This window comes from Xenorhabdus doucetiae, assembly GCF_000968195.1.
Taxonomy (GTDB): Bacteria; Pseudomonadota; Gammaproteobacteria; order Enterobacterales; family Enterobacteriaceae; genus Xenorhabdus; species Xenorhabdus doucetiae.
In genome coordinates, this window is record NZ_FO704550.1 from 481,236 (window position 1) to 502,566 (window position 21,331).

At 42.2% G+C, this 21,331-nt stretch carries 20 protein-coding genes and 2 pseudogenes; 11 read left to right on the forward strand and 11 right to left on the reverse strand.

Features of this window, described 5'->3' with window-relative positions; translation table 11 throughout:
• Positions 1-3 precede the first annotated feature (3 nt).
• From XDD1_RS02400 to rnz, 8 genes are all read right to left on the reverse strand, one after another.
• Positions 4-987, reverse strand: coding sequence for a hypothetical protein (locus tag XDD1_RS02400; protein ID WP_045968349.1), 984 nt, complete (start codon positions 985-987; stop codon positions 4-6).
• A complete protein-coding gene (locus tag XDD1_RS02405; RefSeq protein WP_045968351.1) occupies positions 988-2,895 on the reverse strand; it encodes a hypothetical protein in 1,908 nt (635 codons plus the stop codon).
• Complete coding sequence (locus XDD1_RS02410) at positions 2,892-4,505, reverse strand: toxin VasX (RefSeq protein ID WP_045968354.1); 1,614 nt, start codon at positions 4,503-4,505, stop codon at positions 2,892-2,894. The genes XDD1_RS02405 and XDD1_RS02410 overlap by 4 nt, the downstream gene beginning before the upstream one ends.
• Complete coding sequence (locus XDD1_RS02415) at positions 4,502-5,812, reverse strand: DUF4123 domain-containing protein (RefSeq protein WP_045968356.1); 1,311 nt, start codon at positions 5,810-5,812, stop codon at positions 4,502-4,504. The genes XDD1_RS02410 and XDD1_RS02415 overlap by 4 nt, the downstream gene beginning before the upstream one ends.
• Positions 5,813-6,159: 347 nt before the next feature.
• Positions 6,160-7,101 (reverse strand): aspartate carbamoyltransferase, encoded by a 942-nt coding sequence (gene pyrB, locus XDD1_RS02420; RefSeq protein WP_045968358.1) that lies wholly within the window; start codon positions 7,099-7,101, stop codon positions 6,160-6,162.
• Positions 7,102-7,159: 58 nt separating this feature from the next.
• Complete coding sequence (locus XDD1_RS19595) at positions 7,160-7,330, reverse strand: hypothetical protein (RefSeq protein ID WP_167541619.1); 171 nt, start codon at positions 7,328-7,330, stop codon at positions 7,160-7,162.
• 64 nt (positions 7,331-7,394) lie between these two features.
• Positions 7,395-7,823 (reverse strand): carboxymuconolactone decarboxylase family protein, encoded by a 429-nt coding sequence (locus XDD1_RS02425; RefSeq protein ID WP_045968360.1) that lies wholly within the window; start codon positions 7,821-7,823, stop codon positions 7,395-7,397.
• A gap of 142 nt (positions 7,824-7,965) precedes the next feature.
• Complete coding sequence (rnz, locus tag XDD1_RS02430) at positions 7,966-8,883, reverse strand: ribonuclease Z (RefSeq protein ID WP_045968362.1); 918 nt, start codon at positions 8,881-8,883, stop codon at positions 7,966-7,968.
• 552 nt (positions 8,884-9,435) lie between these two features.
• Here rnz and XDD1_RS02440 point away from each other — a divergent pair.
• A pseudogene (locus XDD1_RS02440) lies at positions 9,436-10,478 on the forward strand (IS630 family transposase).
• Here the strand turns inward: XDD1_RS02440 and XDD1_RS02445 are convergent.
• A complete protein-coding gene (locus XDD1_RS02445; RefSeq protein ID WP_045968366.1) occupies positions 10,473-10,658 on the reverse strand; it encodes an AzlC family ABC transporter permease in 186 nt (61 codons plus the stop codon). The pseudogene XDD1_RS02440 and the gene XDD1_RS02445 sit on opposite strands and share 6 nt — an antisense overlap.
• Positions 10,659-10,895: 237 nt before the next feature.
• On the opposite strand from XDD1_RS02445, the gene XDD1_RS02450 reads away from it, so the two are divergent.
• The 4 genes from XDD1_RS02450 (at position 10,896) to XDD1_RS02465 (ending at position 14,080) form a co-directional block, all read left to right on the forward strand.
• On the forward strand, positions 10,896-11,669 hold the full coding sequence (locus tag XDD1_RS02450) for an amino acid ABC transporter substrate-binding protein (protein WP_045968367.1): 774 nt from the start codon (positions 10,896-10,898) through the stop codon (positions 11,667-11,669).
• 144 nt (positions 11,670-11,813) lie between these two features.
• Positions 11,814-12,515, forward strand: coding sequence for an amino acid ABC transporter permease (locus XDD1_RS02455; protein WP_045968369.1), 702 nt, complete (start codon positions 11,814-11,816; stop codon positions 12,513-12,515).
• Complete coding sequence (locus XDD1_RS02460) at positions 12,493-13,257, forward strand: amino acid ABC transporter ATP-binding protein (protein WP_045968371.1); 765 nt, start codon at positions 12,493-12,495, stop codon at positions 13,255-13,257. Before XDD1_RS02455 ends, XDD1_RS02460 begins: the two co-directional genes overlap by 23 nt.
• 49 nt (positions 13,258-13,306) lie before the next feature.
• Positions 13,307-14,080 carry an amino acid ABC transporter substrate-binding protein gene (locus XDD1_RS02465; protein WP_045968374.1) on the forward strand — a complete coding sequence of 258 codons (774 nt, stop codon included), beginning with the start codon at positions 13,307-13,309 and terminating at the stop codon, positions 14,078-14,080.
• 41 nt (positions 14,081-14,121) lie between these two features.
• Here the strand turns inward: XDD1_RS02465 and XDD1_RS02470 are convergent, their stop codons facing one another.
• On the reverse strand, positions 14,122-15,348 hold the full coding sequence (locus XDD1_RS02470) for a PrpF domain-containing protein (protein WP_052705628.1): 1,227 nt from the start codon (positions 15,346-15,348) through the stop codon (positions 14,122-14,124).
• 165 nt (positions 15,349-15,513) lie between these two features.
• Here XDD1_RS02470 and vapB point away from each other — a divergent pair, with 165 nt between their 5' ends.
• The 4 genes from vapB to XDD1_RS02485 all read left to right on the forward strand — a co-directional run bounded on the left by vapB (position 15,514) and on the right by XDD1_RS02485 (position 18,106).
• Positions 15,514-15,756, forward strand: a complete 243-nt coding sequence (gene vapB / locus XDD1_RS02475) for a type II toxin-antitoxin system VapB family antitoxin (RefSeq protein ID WP_045968376.1) — start codon at positions 15,514-15,516, stop codon at positions 15,754-15,756.
• Positions 15,757-15,775: 19 nt separating this feature from the next.
• Positions 15,776-16,159 carry a type II toxin-antitoxin system tRNA(fMet)-specific endonuclease VapC gene (gene vapC, locus XDD1_RS18710; protein ID WP_231854493.1) on the forward strand — a complete coding sequence of 128 codons (384 nt, stop codon included), beginning with the start codon at positions 15,776-15,778 and terminating at the stop codon, positions 16,157-16,159.
• A gap of 241 nt (positions 16,160-16,400) precedes the next feature.
• Positions 16,401-17,495, forward strand: coding sequence for an MFS transporter (locus tag XDD1_RS02480; protein ID WP_045968378.1), 1,095 nt, complete (start codon positions 16,401-16,403; stop codon positions 17,493-17,495).
• A 107-nt stretch (positions 17,496-17,602) separates the two neighbouring features.
• Positions 17,603-18,106, forward strand: coding sequence for a GNAT family N-acetyltransferase (locus tag XDD1_RS02485; RefSeq protein ID WP_045968380.1), 504 nt, complete (start codon positions 17,603-17,605; stop codon positions 18,104-18,106).
• A 45-nt stretch (positions 18,107-18,151) separates the two neighbouring features.
• On the opposite strand, the gene rraB is transcribed toward XDD1_RS02485, so the two are convergent.
• Positions 18,152-18,574: a ribonuclease E inhibitor RraB gene (gene rraB / locus XDD1_RS02490; RefSeq protein ID WP_045968382.1), complete on the reverse strand. Its 423-nt coding sequence runs from the start codon at positions 18,572-18,574 to the stop codon at positions 18,152-18,154.
• Between the two features lie 232 nt (positions 18,575-18,806).
• On the opposite strand from rraB, the gene argF reads away from it, so the two are divergent.
• Together argF and XDD1_RS02500 are read left to right on the forward strand one after the other, a co-directional pair.
• A complete protein-coding gene (argF, locus tag XDD1_RS02495; RefSeq protein ID WP_045968384.1) occupies positions 18,807-19,820 on the forward strand; it encodes an ornithine carbamoyltransferase in 1,014 nt (337 codons plus the stop codon).
• 366 nt (positions 19,821-20,186) lie between these two features.
• Positions 20,187-21,331, forward strand: a pseudogene (locus XDD1_RS02500) (trans-sulfuration enzyme family protein).

The following is a 21,331-nucleotide window of genomic DNA, read 5'->3' on the forward strand; positions in this document are numbered from 1 at the left end:
AATTTATGCAGTTGCCGATTTACTTACTGTATTTATTTTTTCACCATCCCGCTTATCCAATTCCGCCAAAATACGTTCAAGTTGCTCATCAAAATCAGCCGGTTTTTTATCTTTGAACAAGAACAAAGCAGGGAAACGCTTATAATCAGTGGCTGCAACTGCATCCTTTCCTTGTAATAAATATTTGACGATAAAGGCGTGGGCTTCGTCCTGCCGTAGTCTGGTATTAAATCCCCATAAGGAGCCATAAGAGAGGCACATCTGGAAAGCGCGACGAGCCAGTGCGTTATTATCATCCAATGTATACATTGCCAGCCCCATTAAATGGACGATTTTCATCGGGTCGGTCTGATTGGAGACACCCACTTGTGAATAACGCGCTGCATAAACTTTGCCTTTGTACCAGCTAAAAAACAGTTGGCGCTGTCGGTCAATAAATATTGGCGCTTGCAATTTCCAGAAAAAGCATCGGTGTATCAGATAGAGAGAGAAAACCAGTAATGAGCTGAACTGTAGAAAGTCGATGATTAAAAATTTGGTACTGGCATGGAAATAGTTATAGCGATAATAAAGATATTTCCAGAAAGAGATAGTTTTGTCATTACCAATAAAACGGGCATCTTCCATATAATCAGGCAGATCTTTACGCAGGTAAAATTCTTCTCCGTATTCTTTACGAACAAGTTCGACCCAATCCATGATATTGGCTTCATTTCTTTCTTTCTGAACGACAAAACTAACAATGTTATGGTAAAAAAACAGCAACATTCCAATAAGAAAAGGAAATAATACTATTGCCCGTGCAAGTCGTTGCGTATTGCGCAGGGTACATTGGTTATCGTCAATACTATTCAAGGGAAGATAACTTTGTAATGCTTCGTAGCTTTTTTTCACCAGTGGTATAGCCAGCAGGGATTCCTGCTGGTCAATCAGTAGAGTTGGAGGAACATCATGAAGAGTCGTAATTATTTTTTGTGAATGGTTCATTTATCGGAACTCCGCACCTTTAAATCCTATAATCGGTTTTTTACTCATTTCTGTATTTGTTAGGTAACGCAATGGAACAATGGCATCTTCATATGGAATATAGTGCCAAAATAATTCCGCTGTTTCCTTATGGGGATAGGGATATCTATCTTCAATGTTAATAGTTAGCTCCAGATTACCATCTTTGTATTCAGATTTAGCTTTTTTCAACGCTTCACGAAATCTTGCCGTAAGTTCTTCATCATAGAGATAGAGTTTCCCATCAATCTCTTCCGATCGAGATTTTAACTCCTTATAACGTTCTCTTTCTTTCTTAAGAGATTCCATGTGTTGTTGGATAACTTCTACGGGCGCCATGTTGCCTGAATGCCAGATATCGACGGGGTCTTTAGGCAGTGGTTTATAAAAAGCATATTGGAGATCAGAACTTCCAGCCTGGAAAGCAGGTAACCTAAAGGTATAATCAGTACTAAATCTTTTGTATTCCTGTTTTGGTTTAATGGTCAAGTCAGGCATAAAGAACAGGTTCAAAAATTCCTGATTTTCAATATCAAAAGCACCACGAATATCAAAATCATTTTGAGTTTTATCGGTTATCTCTCGGGCTATTTCTAACTGTCTTATAAATGATGGTCGTTTATTTTTACCCCAAAACGGATATTTATTCCCATTTCCCCAAAAACTATTACAGATCAGATTTTGCATATCAGAGCGACTGCTAAATATCAGGCCAATGGTGCCGCCAATTACCAGTATCCAGCCTATAAAAGCCATCCCTGTTATCAACGCAGCTCCCATTGCTGTCATTTCAATACCGGCAACTGCACTTGCTGCCATACTGACACTAACAGTTCCCAATGCTGCGCTACCTAACCCTATCGCATAATTACTGTATGCAGCACCTTTATTACTAATAGATGCCGCTTTCCGACCGTCAATAAAAGAAACATAAGCGCCAATAATACTCACTAAGCCAAGACCCGTTTTTACCCATCTGCGAGCCAGTTTTTCTGATAAGTCTTCTGAAATTCCGGTAAGTCTATTTAATAGGACTGGGGAGGCATTAGGCATAAATTTGTGCGCATGTTTAGTGACTTCCGATGTGATGACTAATAAGTCGGCCGTCAATGAAATAAGCGCTGTTGTAAATTTAACAACGTCATAAGATCTGCTGAGTTCATTCTGATCCAACGGGTTATTTTGGCTAAATTGGGACTGGATAACGACAGAGGTTGCCGTTTTGACATTAAGAAATAAGCTAAGACCCGGTGCGGTTTTCTGGAGTAATATTGCCGTGTTGTGTGTACCGACTTTGAAAAAATCGAAGGAAGTATTAAAACCCTCTTTGACCGTTATGCTGGCAAGTTTGATACCAATATTGGCTTGAGTGGCGGCTGTTTTTACTTGTTCTGATACGACTTGCCCGGTGTTTATCCCGGCTTTTATCGCGGTATTACCCGCTTTTTTAACGGCGTTTTCGAATGCCTGTTCTGCTTTTCCAGGCTGGATAATTTCCTGCCGCTTTTGATAAAAAAGGGATTCTGATACACGCAGTTTTCTGAAGGGTTCATTATATCGAGGCATCTTCGGCCCCTTATTACCAGGATAATGTTTTTTTCCGGCGATTTTTACTAATCGTTTGTGAATTTCCCCGAATTCTTCAAGGGTTATATGAAGCCCCATCCGGTAATCAATAGCAATACCAAAAGGTTTTAATAAAACGGGGACAATTTTGTTGGTGATTAAACGAATAGCCGCCTCACTTAAATGAGTCAAGGGACCTTTTATCTTGATGGTTCCTGTTTCCATCAGTGCGACGGCTTTGCCGAAAACTCTGCCGAATATCGCAAAAAATTTTTCTGATACATATTTAGCGGCTTGCAAGGTTTTCAGGGACTTCTCATTCAACCACCTTTTAGACTGTTGAACAGATTTATCAGGGTTATTAATAAAGTCCTTCGTATCATGATAAAGTTTAGTCGGGCAATATCTCCGCTTTCACCATGAGTCAGGATCTTTACCATCCCTGTTGCGGCAATTTCCCAAGCATTAGAGCTGTATTCGGGAGAAGCGTTATTAACGGCAGTCGTAATTGCAGCGCTTCTTTTTGAATCTGCTTGTTTGTTGGGATCATATAGGTTGTCGGAAGAAGTGACTGCTTTATCAAGGAGATCGTTGAGTGCTGCACTGGGGTTATCGGCTGCCAGTGAAATCAACTCTTCCAGCATTTTTTCTGCGGGTATGGACATTTGTAGGTCATGAAAAATGTCGAAAATCAGATCCACAAAAGAGTGAATGTCCTGAATATCATTTTCTTCTAAAATATCTTTTTTTTCATGTTGATGGACAGAGAAAAAATATTTCAGGTAGTTATCAAGGCTGCCGATTTGCCCGGTAACCTCAGAGGCACTGGCAAACGCTTTGAATAAACTAATAAAGTTATCCTGTCGTTTTTCAAACTCTTGATGCTGGTTTTTTATTGGTCTCCAATGTTTTTTTATTGCACTACGATTCAGGACACCCCCGATAGAACGTTTTTCTATTGGTTTGTTACGATGCGCTTCAATAAGGCTTTCGATGTATAAACCTATCGTTAACGGGTAAAGGTTGAGTTCCGCATTATATTGTTGCCATGCAGTCAAAATATGATGCGCTTCCAAAATTTCCTTTTGCCGCCCAACGGGATCATGCAGGATCACAATCCGTGATTTTTCCTGATAACAGAGCTTATTGCGGATCTCACGAGCGATTTTATCCGCATCCATTTCATAGGATAACTGCGTGGTCAGTTCATCGATCCTGATGGTGGTTAAATCCATATCACCGAAATTATTGGCATCAATTTTGGCTTTGGCGGCGGCAAACTGTTCTTTGCGGATTTTGTAGTCCTGAATCAGTTTGGTAAAGTGAGTCTCATTGGCTTCAATGGCATGGGATTGATTATCATCGTCGAGATTAATGAACTGCATGGTTTTTTTACGCAGTTCCAAATCCCCATTGATACGGGCGATGACATCGGGATGCCACAGATGTTCACTATAGGCAATACTGATATTCGAGACATCTTTCGCGACAAACAAAAAAGGATATCCCTCTCCATTTAAACCCGGTTCCGGTATTATGCCATCACGCGCATCTTTCTTGTTCCGGTAGATGAATTTTCTAAAGTTCTCCGTTTGCTGCTCGCCGTTTTGTTCGTATTTAAAGATATGAAAATAGGCCGTTTTACTGGGTCTATGCTCCATACTGTCTTCTTCTCGAATGTAAATCCAACCTGGGCGCAGCAGACGGGCAGCATAGCCTTTGCTCTCTTTCAGCGTGGTTGCAGACATCAGCGTGTGAATATCGGGTGGTGCTTCTGGGTTTTCCAGCTCTGCCCCAAAGAAATTCACATAGGCATAACGGACAGGATAGAGAGGTTTGATATTCCCATCGCACGGGTACTTCGCGCTCCCCATATCAAGTCTGGATACGGATTTATTCGCACTTTCGCTAATGTCGGTTATTGAAGATGTCATGACTGGCTCCATGTTGTAGGGGTAAGGCATTCCTTGAGAAGTTTGTAGGCTTTGGCTTCTTGATTGGAAGGCTCAGACAAAACAGCGTCTAACGTGTGGTTCCAGAGGGCTTCATTTTTGGCGGTCACAGAGCGCGCCACAATATAGTAAAGCCCCGTCAGCTCAAGGGTGAATCCGTTCAGGTAGGCGTAATTGGCCTGTCTGGTGATAAAGGGTAACCGTTGATCTTCTGGAACCTGACACTGTTGCTGAACATGCTCTTTGATAAACGCCTTAACCTTGTGGAAGTACTTTTGCTGCATATATCGTTCAAAATTGAGGTTCATCCTGTCATTGATCGTGACAGTCTCAAGTTTGGCTTCCCTGATATTTGCTGTTACGGTCGCTTTCATCAGGCAATTTTCATGATTGAAACCGTAAATGGCACCAATATGCCGCATAAAGGAAGCAAGAGCGCCACGGGACAGGCTTTTTAGGGTTAAATCCAAGGTCAGTGAGTAATAGAAGCGGAAAAATACCCATTGTTGACTGTGCTCTTGTTGCAAGTAGGGAAATTTGCGCAGGTGGTTATACAGTTCATCAAACTGGCTGTCAGTATGGATGAAAATCCCAATATCCGGCGTGTAGTGGGTGATGAATATCTGCCGCAGAAATTCTTTGTCCTCGTGGCCGGTCAGTTCGATCAGATAAGGGGCTGCATCTTCGAGGGCAATTTGGGTTGACCCCTTAAACAGGCAACGATAAGGCAATCCAGAGGCCATCAATGAAGGAACGATAAAATGGCCGGCATGTTTATGGTAAACCCCTGCATCAATGACCAGATAGCAATGGGAATATTTCGTGGCATTTTGGTTTTGCTGATAAAGCAGGGAATGTAAATCATCGCTAATCCAGTACCGATTAAAGGGATTCTCACCCGTAAAGGGGGGACAAGGATATTGGGTGATTTCTAAATCACCGGTATCGATTGGCAGCGGCTCGCTGATATCCTGTGGATTTAGCACAATGATGGGCTGTTGCTCACTGACGTTCTTAAGATTCAGGATCAGGTGTTTTTCAAGGTGAGCGCTGGTATCCAGATATTGCAGAAAGGGCAAAATTTTCTCGTACTGGCCTTCATCTGCCCGTAATGAATGCAACATATGCTCAGATAATTGCACTAATGCTTGATGCTGGCTTTGGGCTTGGATCAATGCCTGTGCTCGGTAGCGTCGAGGTTTTTGTTGTTCAGAGCCACAGTAACCATATGAAAACTCGGCCACCCAAATGTATGTATACTGTTGGTGGTAATTTTTTTGCCTTTGCATAATATAATATCGTCAATTTGCCTATTTTCAGCCGGAATCAAACATAGCGTGATGAACATCCCTTTAAACTCTGGAGCAGGCTGAGAACAAACAAAAATATCGGATAAAATATCCGTCACTATGGCTCCATAAAAATATTCACCATCCAAATAACATCACAAAACGATGTTATCGAAACACCGGATAATAACCTAATTTTATAACAGGTTAAAATAAGAAAAACGCTTTTAAATATACGCATATTTGAAATTGATTATTATAATTTTAATTGTCACTCTTCGTTATAAATAATATTATGACCGAGGAGTAATTTCCTCAGTCATAATATTAATCGCTATTTATTCTTGTTAATCAGCGATAACAACATCTTCATTTAATACCAGCGACAACAATGCCTGACGAGCAAAAATGCCATTCCCCGCTTGCTGGAAATAGTAAGCATAAGGGGTTTTATCGACATCTACCGTGATTTCATCAATGCGCGGCAGCGGGTGCAGCACTTTCAGGTTCTCTTTGACATCCACCAGATCCGCCGCGCGCAGAACGAACTGGGCTTTGATATTGGCATATTCTGAAGGATCAAGGCGCTCTTTCTGGACGCGCGTCATATACAGAATATCCAGTTCAGGCAGGACATCTTCAAAGTTATTGTGCAGGCTGTAACTCACCTGTTTTTCTTCCAGCATGTGCAGGATATAGCTTGGCATCGCCAGGGCATCTGGCGCGATAAAGCAGAAATGGTTGCCACTAAATTTCGCCAGCGCCTGGGTCAGCGAGTGAACAGTCCGGCCATATTTTAAATCACCGACCATCGCGATTTTCAGGTTTTCCAGCCTGCCCTGCGTTTCCTGAATGGTGAACAGATCGAGCAAAGTCTGGGTCGGATGCTGGTTGGCGCCGTCGCCGGCGTTAATAATAGGGATATGGCCGGAAAACTCAGAAGCCAGTCGTGCCGCCCCTTCCTGTGGGTGACGCATGACGATCGCATCGGCATATTGGCTGATGATAGAAATGGTATCCGCCAGCGTTTCCCCCTTTTTACCCAATGAAGTATTGCTGCTGTCAGCAAAGCCCACGACGGAAGCGCCGAGTCGCTGAATCGCGGTTTCAAAAGAGAGACGGGTGCGTGTGGAGGCTTCAAAGAAACAACTCGCTATCACCTTGTGTTTCAGTAATTCAGTCTGGGGATTGGCTTTCAATGCAGCGGCCGTCTGCAATACCAGTTCCAGATCTGCGCGGCTCAGATCATTAATTGAAATGATATGCTTGCGATATAACGGGTTAGCCATGTTTACGTTCCTCTTTGATGACTTTTAGCCTTGGACTGGGCAGACAAAAAAAAGCCCCTCAATTGAGGGGCTTTTTAAATGTTCGTTTAAGCAATGGGAAAAACAATGCGCTTACGCTGCCGACAGACAGTGTTTCGTTAGCCTGATGTTTTGTAACAGCTTTTACAGCACAATTTTTCATGTTTTCTCCCGGCAAATCGTCGCGCATTATACTCACGCTGGCGTTCATCGCAAGGATTGCGGGCAGAAATTTTTGTTTTCATGTTTCCTGACTGGCCTGAATAATGACGTTATTATTCGTCCCGACTGCCCAAACTGACTGCCATTCTGTTAAGGGCATTCATCAGCGAGATCGCTGCGGTAAGGTCAACAATCTCTTTTTCGGTGAAAACCGTGTCAAGGCGTTCTTTAATATTATCTAATACGCTTTGCTTAGGATTGCTGGTTAAAGCCTCGCACCATTCCAAAGCCAGTTTTTCTTTTGGGCTGTAGATATTGGAATTGAACCACGCGGGCAATTTATCCAGTTTTACTTGTTCTATGCCATGATCTTTGCGGATGGCTTCGGCATGAAGATGGCAACAATAGGCGCAACCATTAATTTGGGATACCCGTGTTTCCACCAGCAGAATAAGTGCCTGATCCAGTTCAGCGGCATGAATTTCTTCATAGCTTTTATAGAGCGGATTAATAACCTTGGGTGAAACTTTTGCGTAATTCATGCTTATCTCTCTATTGTCCTGCCAAAACGATGTTGAAAAGTTTTTCTCGAAGAATAATAAGAAATATTCTATATCAGAATTTATACTGATATTTATACATATGTCACATTGACTACCTTGCTCTTTATTTTTTTGTGAGCGTTTATTTAATCACAAATACAGCAAAATCTTCGGCCAGATCGGTATGCGGAAATATTTCCCGGCATTCCGCCAATAATCGCGGACACTCTTCAATACCATAGCGTCCGCTAATATGGGTCGCGATAAAGTGTTTGACGTTGGCATCACGCGCCAGTGTTGCGGCCTGTTTCGTCGTGGAATGCCCACGTTCGTTGGCTTTCGCGGCAAACGCATCTTCCAGGGTGGTTTCATGCACCATCACATCAACATTGGCGGCGAGTTTCAGGGCTTCCGGCGTCGGTTCGGTATCGCCGAAAATAGCCAGTGATTTGCCACGGATCGGCGCGCCTAAATAATCTTTGCCACAAATTGTGCGGCCATCTTCCAGCGTTACTGTTCCGCCCTGTTTTAAAGTCTGCATCCACGGGCCGCGGGGAATGCCATCCTGATTTAATTTTTCCGCATCAAGTGCGCCGGGTTTATCGTGCTCTTCAATACGGTAACCGTAGCATTCCACCCGATGATTCAAGGCATAAGCCGTGACCTTGAATTCGCCGTCATCAAACAGTTGTCCGGGCTGGATTTCGATGATTTCCAACGGGTAGGTCAGGAAAGAGCTGCTCAGTTGCAGCGCGGTTTCCACAAACTGGCGTATACCGGTCGGGCCATATAACGTGAGGGGATCGGTAGAACCGCCCATCGAACGGCTGCACAACAGGCCGGGCAAACCGAAGACATGATCACCATGCAGGTGAGTGATAAAGATTTTCTCCAGTTTGGCTATTTTGACGGGAGAATGCAGGATCTGGTGTTGCGTTCCTTCACCGCAATCAAACATCCACAGCGCGTTGCGGATGCCCTGTAAATCGAGGATCAGGCTGGTGACATTACGCTCTTTGGTCGGAATGCCCGCGCTGGTACCTAAAAATTTCAGTTCCATATTCTTGCTCTTCTAATGATGTTGAATGCTCTCCCAATCCAGACCGAATCGGGCAAGGTATTTGAGCCGCGTGATTTCCTCTTCAACCAAATGTTGGTTTATACGCCCATTTTCGGCGAATGTCGCCATCCGTGCGACGGAAGCTGTATAAGTAACGATAGAGAAAGATAAGAAAGTTAACTTGCAAAAAAAATCACCAAAATCAGTTGAAAATAAAATCAATTATTTTTCAAATAGTAATCATCCTTCGCAACCTCTGAATACGTATAAGGAATATTCAGAGAATCACTGATCAAATAGATTCGTCAATTTCCCTTGGTAATTATTTCAAGACGACAGAATCGCTTGGTAGTTAAAGTACGATAAAGTCCCTTGGTGTTCACACGCCTCGATGAATTAGTGATACTGACTAAATCTGAGACGATTAAAAATCAGTTTGATAGACCAAATAAATAGGTTTTCAAAATAGTAGATCACTTGAAGGGAACTCAGTCCGATTTTCGCGATCTGATTAATCGCCAAATCAAAACAAATCCCAAAATGGACTGAGTCATGCCAATCATAACATCAATACCCCGAAATGAACGACGTCAAATGAAAAAAGCTATCCAGAAAACCCGGGATAAGAACTATGCACGTCGCCTCACCGCGCTCTTGATGTTGCATGAAGGGAGTACGGTTTCTCACGTTTCCAGAACGCTTCACTGTTCACGTTCTTCAGTTAATCGTTGGGTAAATTGGTTAACATTATACGGGTTGGAAGGGCTTAAAAGCCTCCCTGCGGGAAGGCCTGCCATCTGGAATTTAGCCCCGCTTCTCTCCGTCATTTCTTTCTTATTACAGCACTCTCCACAACATCTTGGCTATCTCCGTTCACGATGGAGCCTTGAACTGATTACACTTAAAATCAATGAGATACTGAACCTATCGCTCTCTCAAAGTACACTCTATCGCTACTTTTGTCGGGCGGGCATCGTTTGGCGAAGGGCGGCGCCAACCTTAAAATTACCTGACCCTGAGTATGATGAAAAAATGGCCAAAATCAGCGAGGCGTTATCCAATGCCTCAGGGAAACATCCTGTCTTATATGAGGATGAAGTGGACATCAACCTTAACCCGAAAATCGGTGCAGACTGGTGCTTCAAAGGACAGCAAAAGCGTGTTGTTACCCCCGGAAAGAACCAAAACACTACCTTGCGGGTTGCCTCAATGCGAAAACGAAAGAAATCACGTATGTCGGTGGCTTGAGAAAGAACTCAGATTTATTTATCAAATTGTTAGATGAAATTAATCATCAATATACCAGTGCCAAGACAATCACGTTAATTTTAGATAACTATTGCATTCATAAGAGCCGGAAGGTCAGGGTTTGGCTGGCAAAAAATCCCCAATTTAACCTTCTCTTTTTACCGTCCTATTCCCCGTGGTTGAATAAAATTGAACGTCTATGGCAATCCTTGCATGAAACCGTGACACGAAACCACTGCTGCCAATTTATGTGGCAGTTGCTTCACCATGTCAAAATCTTCATGGAAACCGCTTCCTTACAACAGCAGAAACCGGGGATGAGAAAAATGGGTGTATCACAATTATGAAAACCTATTTACCGCACCATCAGCCAGATAACCAACCGCCGCCACTTGTAACGGAGCGGCATAGATCAATAATGATCCCACCAACGTTTCCGTTAATGGAACACCATGACTTTGATAAAGGGCACCAATCGAAGTAAAAATAAAGAAGAAGGAGATACAAACAGGCAAAGAATCAGCCATGCCTTTCCTAAAGAATAAATTCAACACAGGGCACCTATTTATAGTTAGCGTTATATACTCGTCGTACTCCAAGATATATTTAATGATATTTGTAATCAATGAGCCACAATTTTGGTGTGTTATTTATTATCAATAATATCGCGATATGATATAACTTTATTTTATATAAAATGATTTTAATATTCCCGTTATAGTATAAATCATGTTAAAAAAATAATTCCTTTCCGGAGAAATAAGATGAAAACCTTACTCAATATATTATTGGCTGGCCTTATCCAATTTGGCTTCACCTACCTTGCTTATGCGCAATCTACGCTTGAGCACATCCAATCCACAGGAATATTCAAAATTGGCACAGAAGGCGCTTATTCCCCCTTCAGTTATCATGACGCCTCTGGAAAACTGACCGGATTTGATGTGGAAATCGGCCGTGAAATTGCACTGCACATGAACGTAAAACCTGAATTTGTTGAAGGCAAATGGGATGGCCTGATTGGCGGCCTTGATGCCGGGCGTTTCGATGCCGTGATGAACCAAATCGCCATTACCCCGGAACGCGAGAAAAAATACAGCTTCTCACTGCCTTATGTTATTTCACACGCCGTCTTGATTACCCGCAATGATAATAACGATATTAAGACGTTCAGCGACTTAAAAGGCAAAAAATCGGCGCATACCCTGACCAATAACTTTGCCCAGATCGCCCGGCATTATGGCGCGGAGATTATCGGCACCAACGGGTTTAATCAGGAAGTGGAACTGGTCAGCACCGGCCGTGCCGACGCGACGATCAACGATAAACTGTCGTATCTCGATTATAAAAAGCACCGCCCGGAAGCACCGGTAAAAATTGTTGCCACTGAGGCTCAGGCCGCTAAAACTGCTGTACTGCTGCGTAAAGACGATACAGCATTAAAAGCCGCAATCGATAAAGCCATTACTGACATAAAAGCGGACGGGACTTATCAGCGGATTTGGGATAAATATTTCGCGGAAGGGACGGGTAAATAATCCAAAACGTTAATTAGATGGGCATGTGGGATTGTTCTAAGCTATAACTTTCTTGTATATAGCGTTCACCTTTTCTTGCAATATCATCATTAAAACAAGCCTATAAAAAATAAACATATTTTTAATCTCTATCAGGAAGGTTTTATGACCCCATCATGGCTCAGTTTAGCGCTGGATTCCCTGTGGCCGATGCTTTACGCCGGCCTGACATTCACTATTCCCCTCACGCTGATTACATTTGCACTTGGGATCACGTTGGGGTTTATCGTTGCCTTAATCCGGCTGTATGGCCCTAAGCCACTGGTTGCGGTAGTTCGGTTTTACGTCTGGCTGATCCGTGGTACTCCCCTGTTGGTGCAGCTATTCCTGATCTTCTACGCCCTGCCCAGTGTCGGCATTACCCTGGAAGCATTCACCTCTGCGGTGATCGGCTTTACCCTGAATGTGGGAGCTTATACCTCAGAAGTGATCCGGGCTGCATTGAGTTCTGTCCCCAAAGGGCAATGGGAAGCTTCTCACTCTATCGGGATGAGCTGGTGGCAATCACTACGCCGGATCATTCTGCCACAGGCGGCACGGGTTTCTATTCCTCCCCTGTCTAATACCTTTATTTCGCTGGTCAAAGACACGTCCTTGGCTTCCGTGATTACGGTGCCGGAAATGTTTCTGGCGGCACAGCGCATTGCCGCCGTCACCTATCAGCCGTTAATCCTGTACACCGAGGCCGCTATTCTCTATCTCCTCTTGAGTTCGGTACTGTCCGCACTGCAAGTCCGGTTGGAAAAGAAATTCGCCCAGCAAAATAGCAATAAGGAAGCCAGAGATGATTCAGCTCACCAACATTGAAAAAAGTTTCGACGGGCAAAAGGTGCTGAAAAATATTAACCTGACCATTAAAGAAGGCAGCCTGACCGCACTGATTGGCCCTTCCGGTAGCGGTAAAAGCACCTTGCTGCGTTGCATTAATCTGTTGGAGATCCCACAGGCGGGCAAGCTGGAAATTGGCAAAGAGCAAATTACCTTTAACGGAAAAGAGCGGCTGCCGCATCGGGAAATCCAGCGTTTTAGCCTGCAAACTGGCATGGTATTCCAGAACTTCCAACTTTTCCCGCATCTGACGGTGATTGAAAACATTATGGAAGGGCTAATTTGGGTACAAAAATGGTCCCAAGAACGTGCCAGAGAACGGGCGAGGGAATTGCTGGAAAAAGTCGGCCTGTCCCACAAGGCGGATGTTTGGCCGAGCACCTTATCGGGCGGCCAGCAGCAACGAGTGGCTATCGCCAGAGCGATGGCACCTTCCCCCAAAGTGCTGCTGTGCGATGAGCCAACCTCAGCGCTTGATCCTGAATTATCCAAAGAAGTCGTTTCGGTTCTGAAACAGTTAGCAGGAGAAGGCACCACCATGATAATGGCGACGCACGATTTGCGTCTGGCGGCCAATCTTGCCCATAACGTGGTGTTTCTGGAATCCGGCGAGATTATTGAATCCGGCACGGCAAAAACCCTCTTCACCCGCCCCGGTAAGGTGCGTACTGCCGAGTTTATCTCTACTCTGACAGAAACCTTACCGGATTGGGAAATATAGCAAGCAGTCACGTTTAACATTAGCAACATGATTTATTCGGAGAAACACAATGAAGAAAATTTTGAGTCTGTTACTGGCGAGTGCGACTGCCCTTGCTATTTCTGCCCCTGCCTATGCCGGCAAAGATTTTGATGCCATCAAAGCCTCTGGCGTCTTTAAGATTGGCACGGAAGGCACGTATCCTCCTTTTACCTACCACGATGCCGGCAATAAATTAACCGGTTTTGATGTGGATATCGCACGGGAAATCGCCCGCCGCCTGAACGTCAAACCGGAATTTATGGAAGTGAAATGGGATGGATTGATCGCCGGGCTGGATGCCAAGCGTTTTGACGCCGTGATCAACCAAGTTGGCATCACCCCAGAACGTGAAGCGAAATACAGTTTTTCCCTTCCTTACACAACGTCTCAAGTCGTGTTGATCACCCGTGATAATAACAGTGATATTAAAACTTTCGCCGATATTAAAGGAAAACGTTCAGCCCAATCACTCACCAGTAACTACGGGCAACTGGCAACCTCTTATGGCGCTAATTTAGTCAGTACCGATGGTTTTAACCAAGCCATTGATCTGGTCGCCACCGGACGCGCCGATGCCACATTGAATGATCGGCTGTCATTCCTCGATTTCAAAAAACAGCGCCCTAATGCGCCGGTGAAAATTGTCGCTCAACAAACTGATGCGAGTCAATCCGCCGTATTGCTGCGCAAAGGAGATGCTGAACTACTGGAAGCGGTTAATAAAGCCCTGCAAGAGATAAAGGATGACGGCACGTATGCCCGTATCTCCGAGAAGTATTTTGGCGAGGATATTTCTAAGTAATTTTTTTGATAAATAAGCGGGCGGTATCTGAATGAACCGCCTTATTTACACTTAAACGCTTTCATTGCTTTTTCTAATTCATCACTGGGATTATAAATAAAAAACTCACCTTTCATCAGAATTTGGGCATTGCGCTGGGCACTTGCATACTTTATATATTCACCCTCATGTGTGATACTGAACTCCGATATTCCCGATAAGTGTTCAATACGCACCGTAGAATGATCGTTAATGCAATGAGCATAATAGATATTGCTGGCGACTGTTCCGGGAAAGCAGCAAGCAGCCGCTAAACAGCAGCCACCAGAGACGGCAACCGATAAATGGACATTTTTGGGTGTGAGATATCTGATAGTAATATCCCCTTCGTACAAAGGAGGCGCAATGATCGCTATTTTCGGTTGAGTGATGGATTCTTTTAAGTCCTTCTCATTCATCACTTCGCCATTTCGCTTACCAATCCCCATCTTCATTCCCATGTTTACCCTGATTTCCATGATTTTTTCTTGTAATACTTGATTGTTTTTAATTTCATTAAAATTTTCATAACCCGTGATCCCTAAACTTTCTGCGTTGATAATGATCATCGGGACAGTGACATCAATACAAGTGACCGGAATATCATTAATTTCGTCAATTAAATTGCCTGTAGGAAAAAGGGCTTCTGTTTTTGAACAGGCCGGATCTTCAAATGACAGGTTCACTTCCGGGAAATCGCCAATCACATCCGGCATCGATGCCAATTGGTATTGAGGAGAGACATTCGCCATCGTACATAAAATATTTTTATGGGTATTGGTATTATAAATCGTTAACTTTCCCTCAGGCATTAACCTTTTTTCTTCCGGCAGATCCCTGATTACCAAAGGTATCGCTGATGTCATATTTCCACAATTAACCTCCCATGAAACAGTATGACTCTCTTTCTCAAGCTGTGCAAAAGTACTTATCACCTTGTTAGATTGATAATCGATATCAATGATAAAGGCTTTGTTGCTGGTTGTGGTTTCTCTACCCAAACCATGTAGTTGCTTATTATTTTCACTGTTCCCATAAAGAGGAACACCCATAATAATCTTAAGAATTTCTTCCTTTAGTGCTTTTTTTTCTGGCAGATGTTTTTGTAGTAAAACAATCCCCGTTGAAGTTCCACCTCGAACATAATAAAGCGGAATTCGAATGGGAAAAGAGCGTTTTTTCATATTATTACCATGAATAAGTTGGTTTTTTGTTAAATTTTTCTTTATGATTATTTTTAAAAATTCCATCCAAAATCAGAAATATAAAAGCATAAGTTATTATTATTTCAAAACAAGGAGAATGTATTGCATTAATGATAAACGTAATATAAACAAGGACTATATTTATTAGTTATAAATGGTTAGAATATAAGTGTATATTTATTCAGAAAAAATCTTATGAAGGAATAACTTATGATCCGTCAAAGAAAAGTGTTTACAAGTAATCGGAATCAATATGTGAGACTTCCAGCAGATCTCCATTTTCTTGATAATGTAAAAACGGTAACAATCAGAGAAAATGACAAAGAACGCATTGTTACATCAGCAAAAAATACATGGGATTCATTCTTTTTATCTGAACAAAGTGTAACAGACGATTTTTTATCCGAACGTCCTGAGCAAGTAACTTATAAAAGGGAACCTTTTGATGATTAAGTAATTACTTGACACCAATATTGTTATTTTTACCATTAAAAAACTCTCTGAATTTTCACTTCCTAAGTTTAATCAACATGCAATTCAGATAGCTATTTCTACCATTACATTAACAGAATTGATTTTTGGCGTAGGAAAAAGTGCAAATCCTACAAAAAATCTCGCTACTGTTTTGAATTTTGTATCTAGACTGACCATCATACCTTATGATGAACAAGCTGCTTTTCATTATGGAAACATTCGAGCGATACTTGAAAAACAGGGGCAAAGAATAGGTGATAATGATTTGCATATTGCAGGACACGCTAGAAGCAAAGGATTAATTGTTGTTACTAATAACACTAGAGAATTTAATAGAGTGGATGGATTGAGAGTCGAAGATTGGACAAAAGAATCAGAATAAATACATCTTGTTGATGCTTTGTTAATTTCTATTATGGAGAATGTCGTAAAATCATTTCTGGATAACATCCATATGTCCATATCAGGAACAATATAAAGCAATGACTCGTGATTTCTGGAAAATACGCTATGCTGAGTCAATATACATTCTTTCATCGCGTATTTTTATTTCCATAATAACACTTTACCTTCTACGCAGTGGTAATGTATGGTTATCGTCATATTTCCTTTTCTGCTACTTTATGTCAAGAAGTGTATTCGGTTTCTTTCTTGCGCATAAATTCGAAAAATCAGAAAAGAAACGATTTCTTATTCAATTAATATTATTCTTTATAGGGATATCACTAACGGCCATTATAATTAAATATTTAACCATAAGCCCGTTGATATTTATTTTTGTTTCCATTGGAATTGGTTTTGTTGAAGCATTCTTTATCCCTGTTGTTAATGCTTTTATTCCCTCCATAGTGGATAATGATTTTATCGTTGAAGCATTCAGAAAAACTTTTTTAATTCAAGCATCAAATAATTTATTTGGCATTGCCATTGGCATGGGAGGATATCAATCGATTGGATTTGAAAATATGATGTGGGTGATTGTGTTTTTATCATTAATTTCTTTTATTATTCTGCTTTCTTTAGATTGTAAAGGCCAATCCATTTCTTTCGAAAAATCACCTGCCGACTATGATATAAAAAAATCTATCGCTATATTTATGCGTTATCGTTTTGAACCTTGGTGGGCTTTCTTCTCAATGATAATCAATATGTTTCTTGCTTCGTTTTCATCATTGATCATTCCTTATTTTATAGTAAAAATTGCAGGAGGAAACCCTATCTCAGTTGGCCTAATTGAAGGATGCGCCGCCGGAGGGGCTATTTTTTCATCATGTTATTTGCAGAAGAAAGTTGAAACAATCATCGGAAAAACGCGATGTGTTATTTTGTCTTTCTTTATCATTGGGTTGTGCTTCTTTCTGTTAGCTTTTGCTCATTATATTTTTATTTGGAGTATTCTGGCATTTTTCATGGGAATGGCAATAGTGATGAATAATATCAGTGTAGAATCGAACCGCTCCATCGCTATTCCTGAGAAAAATCGGGTAAAGATTCAAACTATTCACAATGCACTCATTGGGTTCGCTAACCCACTGGGTTTATTATTAACTCCGTTTATCATAACGCACTATGGATATAGGGTTTCACTGATCATTTCATCTTTAATCGTCATGATGATCGCTATTTCTATCCGTTTCATTCCTCTTTTTTATGAATTATTAACCAGTAAGCAAGAGGATATTATTAACTTATATGAAAAAAAGTATGGTGATTTATAAATATTACAAAATGGAATCAATCTAATAGTAACTAATTATTAGCTATACAAATAGATTCCATTCTGTATTATTTACTCCCCTATCAATAAAAATATAAAGAGAAAATAATGACAACAAAAACAACACACGACTACGTTATTCGTCCCATCACCCAACAAGACAATGCCGGTATTGCCGCGGTGATCCGTGAGGTATCTGCCGAGCATGGGTTAACCGCTGACAAAGGCTTTGCCGTTGCTGATCCGATTCTGGATACCTTGTACGAGGTTTACAACCAGCCACGCAGCACTTACTGGGTGGTTGAAATGGCGGGGAAAGTCGTTGGCGGCGGCGGTGTTGCTCCATTGGCGGGAGGTGATAACGATATCTGTGAATTGCAGAAAATGTACCTTTCATCAGTATTGCGGGGAAAAGGTATTGCCAAACAAATTGTAAAGCAATCTCTCTCATTCGGGGCAGAACAGGGGTTTAAACGCTGCTATCTGGAAACCACGGAAAACTTGAAAGCCGCCATTGCCCTATATGAGAAACTGGGATTCAGCTATCTTGATCAGCCACTTGGCAACACCGGCCACAGCGACTGTGAAATCAGGATGGTCAAAGAACTGTAAAATCAAGCCCCACCGTTCAAGTGGGGCATTTGGCTTCAAAATCCCTTAATGCAATCTAGGTTCATCTTCCTCAGGGGGAAAGAGATCACCCTCATCTTCATCATCAGGGGCATTGGGATCTTCAAAGTACGTCCCCCAACCGTCGTAATTGACACCGATCTTTTCCGCCAGATCCATGAGCTGCTCAACCTGTACGTCGATCAATTCAGCCTCCAGACGGCTTTCACTGATCACATCACAACACATCAAAACAGCTCCGTCTTCTGTTTCCAGCTCTTCCGCATCCGTGACTTCATAACCTAATCTGAAGGCTTCAAGGGCGGCCTTTTCCAGTTGATCAAAATCTTCTGCCGAAAAATGGTGTTCAATAATATAAAGCGCCTCAGGATCGCTGCCATCTTCCAATAATTCTTCGATGATCAAGCGAGTTTCTTCACGCTGTTCTTCTAAAGCATGTAGGTCTGCCATGCCAATCCCCTCCGTCAGTTGGCTGTCTTGTTTTGCATTCTCCCATCTTTTCTGGGCAAAGGATATATCTAACCCGTTTTGTTTAAAGAGAAATGCAAGCCATAAGCGACTGATCTATAACCCGTCTTAATAGACTTACTCTTATAAATGCTAAACACGAGGCTTGTAATTGAATTTTTTATCGATATATAGTGAATATAAATTCAATATTGTCTGATGGAGAAAATCCATAATGAACCCATTTTTCAAGCGCTCGTTCCTAAGATTACTTGATATTAGCCCCACAGAAATTAATACCCTGTTAACTTTGGCTCATACATTAAAAGCGAATAAAAAATCAGGTTCGGAATCGCCCTTACTCGCGGGGAAAAACATTGCCCTGATCTTTGAAAAAGATTCCACCCGTACACGCTGTGCCTTTGAAGTTGCCGCCCATGATCAAGGTGCCAATGTGACCTATTTAGGCCCAAGTGGCAGTCAGATCGGGCACAAAGAATCCATCAAGGACACCGCGCGGGTACTTGGGCGTTTTTATGATGGCATCCAATACCGTGGGCACGGTCAGCAAATTGTCGAAACGCTCGCGCAATACGCCGGCGTTCCGGTTTGGAATGGGCTGACGAATGAATTCCACCCAACTCAACTTTTGGCTGATTTACTGACGATGCAGGAACACAGCCAAAAACCGCTGTCTGAAATCACATTTGCCTATTTGGGCGATGCCCGCAATAACATGGGCAATACCCTGCTGGAAGCGGCCGCATTGACGGGCATGGATCTCCGTTTAGTCGCGCCAAGAGCCTGTTGGCCAGACGATAATTTGATTGCAGAATGCCAAAAGCAGGCAGAAAAAACCGGCGCTCAGATCATGCTGACAGAAAATATTGCGCAAGGGGTAAAAGGGGCTGATTTTCTCTATACCGATGTTTGGGTATCCATGGGAGAACCAAAGTCGGTCTGGCAAGAGCGCATTGCCTTACTGAAACCTTATCAAGTCAATATGGCTGTGATTAAACTGACCGGAAATCCAGCCGTGAAATTCCTGCACTGCCTGCCTGCTTTTCACGATGAAGAGACGGCGCTCGGCAAGCAACTGGCGAAGGAATTCAATCTATATGGTGGGCTGGAAGTGACAAATGACGTGTTTGAATCAGAATACAGTATTGTGTTTGATCAGGCCGAAAACCGCATGCACACCATTAAGGCGGTGATGGTGGCAACGCTGGTGGAAAATCTCACATTGTAGTTATCGGCGGACTTATATCACCTCCGCTTATACTCAAAAATTAACATGTTAATATACCCAACTCACCTAAGTCCGGTATCTCCAACTGAGTTGGGTATATCCCACAAATCTCCCGTTAAAAGTGAGAAAACAACTCTGTCACTATGCACAAATTTTCAATATATTGATAATCATCACATTAAATCACATTCATTTAACCATTTGATTGCTATAATAAATCATCTCTTTTAGAAAAATTTTTCTATTAATTAAAAATTTATGGTTATTTTTTGGAAAAATTTTTCTATCTCCCTATGCCATATTCTTTTGCAAGAGTGAAATACTCCCCCTAAAAAACATTAATAATTCATTTATAGGACGACAAAAATGATAAAAAATATAGCGACTGCATTGATCCACGGTGGAAAACAGCAAGACAAAGAAAACCATGCTATTTTTCCCCCATTACAACCGCCAGTACTTTTGTACAGAAAAATTTATCTGAACAGGGTGAATTTTGTTATTCCCGTTGCAGTAACCCAACACGCCATGCTTATGAAACCTTATTAGCCGAAATAGAAGGGGGAACTTACGCAACGGCAACCGCATCGGGTGTCGCAGCCGCGGCTTTAGTCTTAAACCTGTTACCCAAAGAGTCCCATATTATTGCGATGAAAGGGGTTTATGGTGGCACGTTTCGTTTATTTGAACGAGTCGCTATCGAGAATCACGGTCACCAATTTGACTATGTCGATTTAAATAACCTCACCGAAGTTGAGGCTAAGATAAAAGAAAATACCCGTTTAATCTGGATAGAAAGCCCGACGAATCCATTATTAGAGTTAGTGGATATCAAACGTATTTGTGCATTCGCAAAAAATAAAAATATTTTAACTTGTGTTGATAATACCTTTGCCACCGCCTGGAACCAAAAACCGCTCGAATTAGGCGCCGATATTGTGATGTTATCGACCAGTAAATACATTGGCGGCCATTCGGATCTGATTGGTGGAGCAGTTATTACCCACCGAAGTGATTTAGCCAATCGGTTAGATTTTTTAAAAACGACGCTCGGTGCCATTGCATCCCCTTTTGATGCTTATTTAGCCCTGCGTGGATTAAAAACCCTGGCGCTACGTATGTCAGCGCAATGTGCTAATGCGCTTGAAATCGCCAATTTCCTGCAATTTCATCCCAAAATTGAACAGGTTTATTATCCCGGTTTACCCACGCATCCACACTATGCTATTTGTCAGGCACAAATGCGCGCCGGTGGTGCTGTTGTCACGATCAAATTAAAAGGTGATCTGGAAGATACCAAAAAATTCTTAAGCAAATTACGCTATTTTGTTTTGGCAGAATCTCTCGGTGGGGTAGAAAGTATGGTCAACCATTCTGCAACCATGTCGCATGGCTCAATGACTAAAGAAGAGCGCGAAGCGATTGGTATTTATGATACTGTGTTACGTTTATCAGTAGGAATCGAAGATATTCGCGATTTATTGGCTGACCTTGAACAAGCATTAGAATAA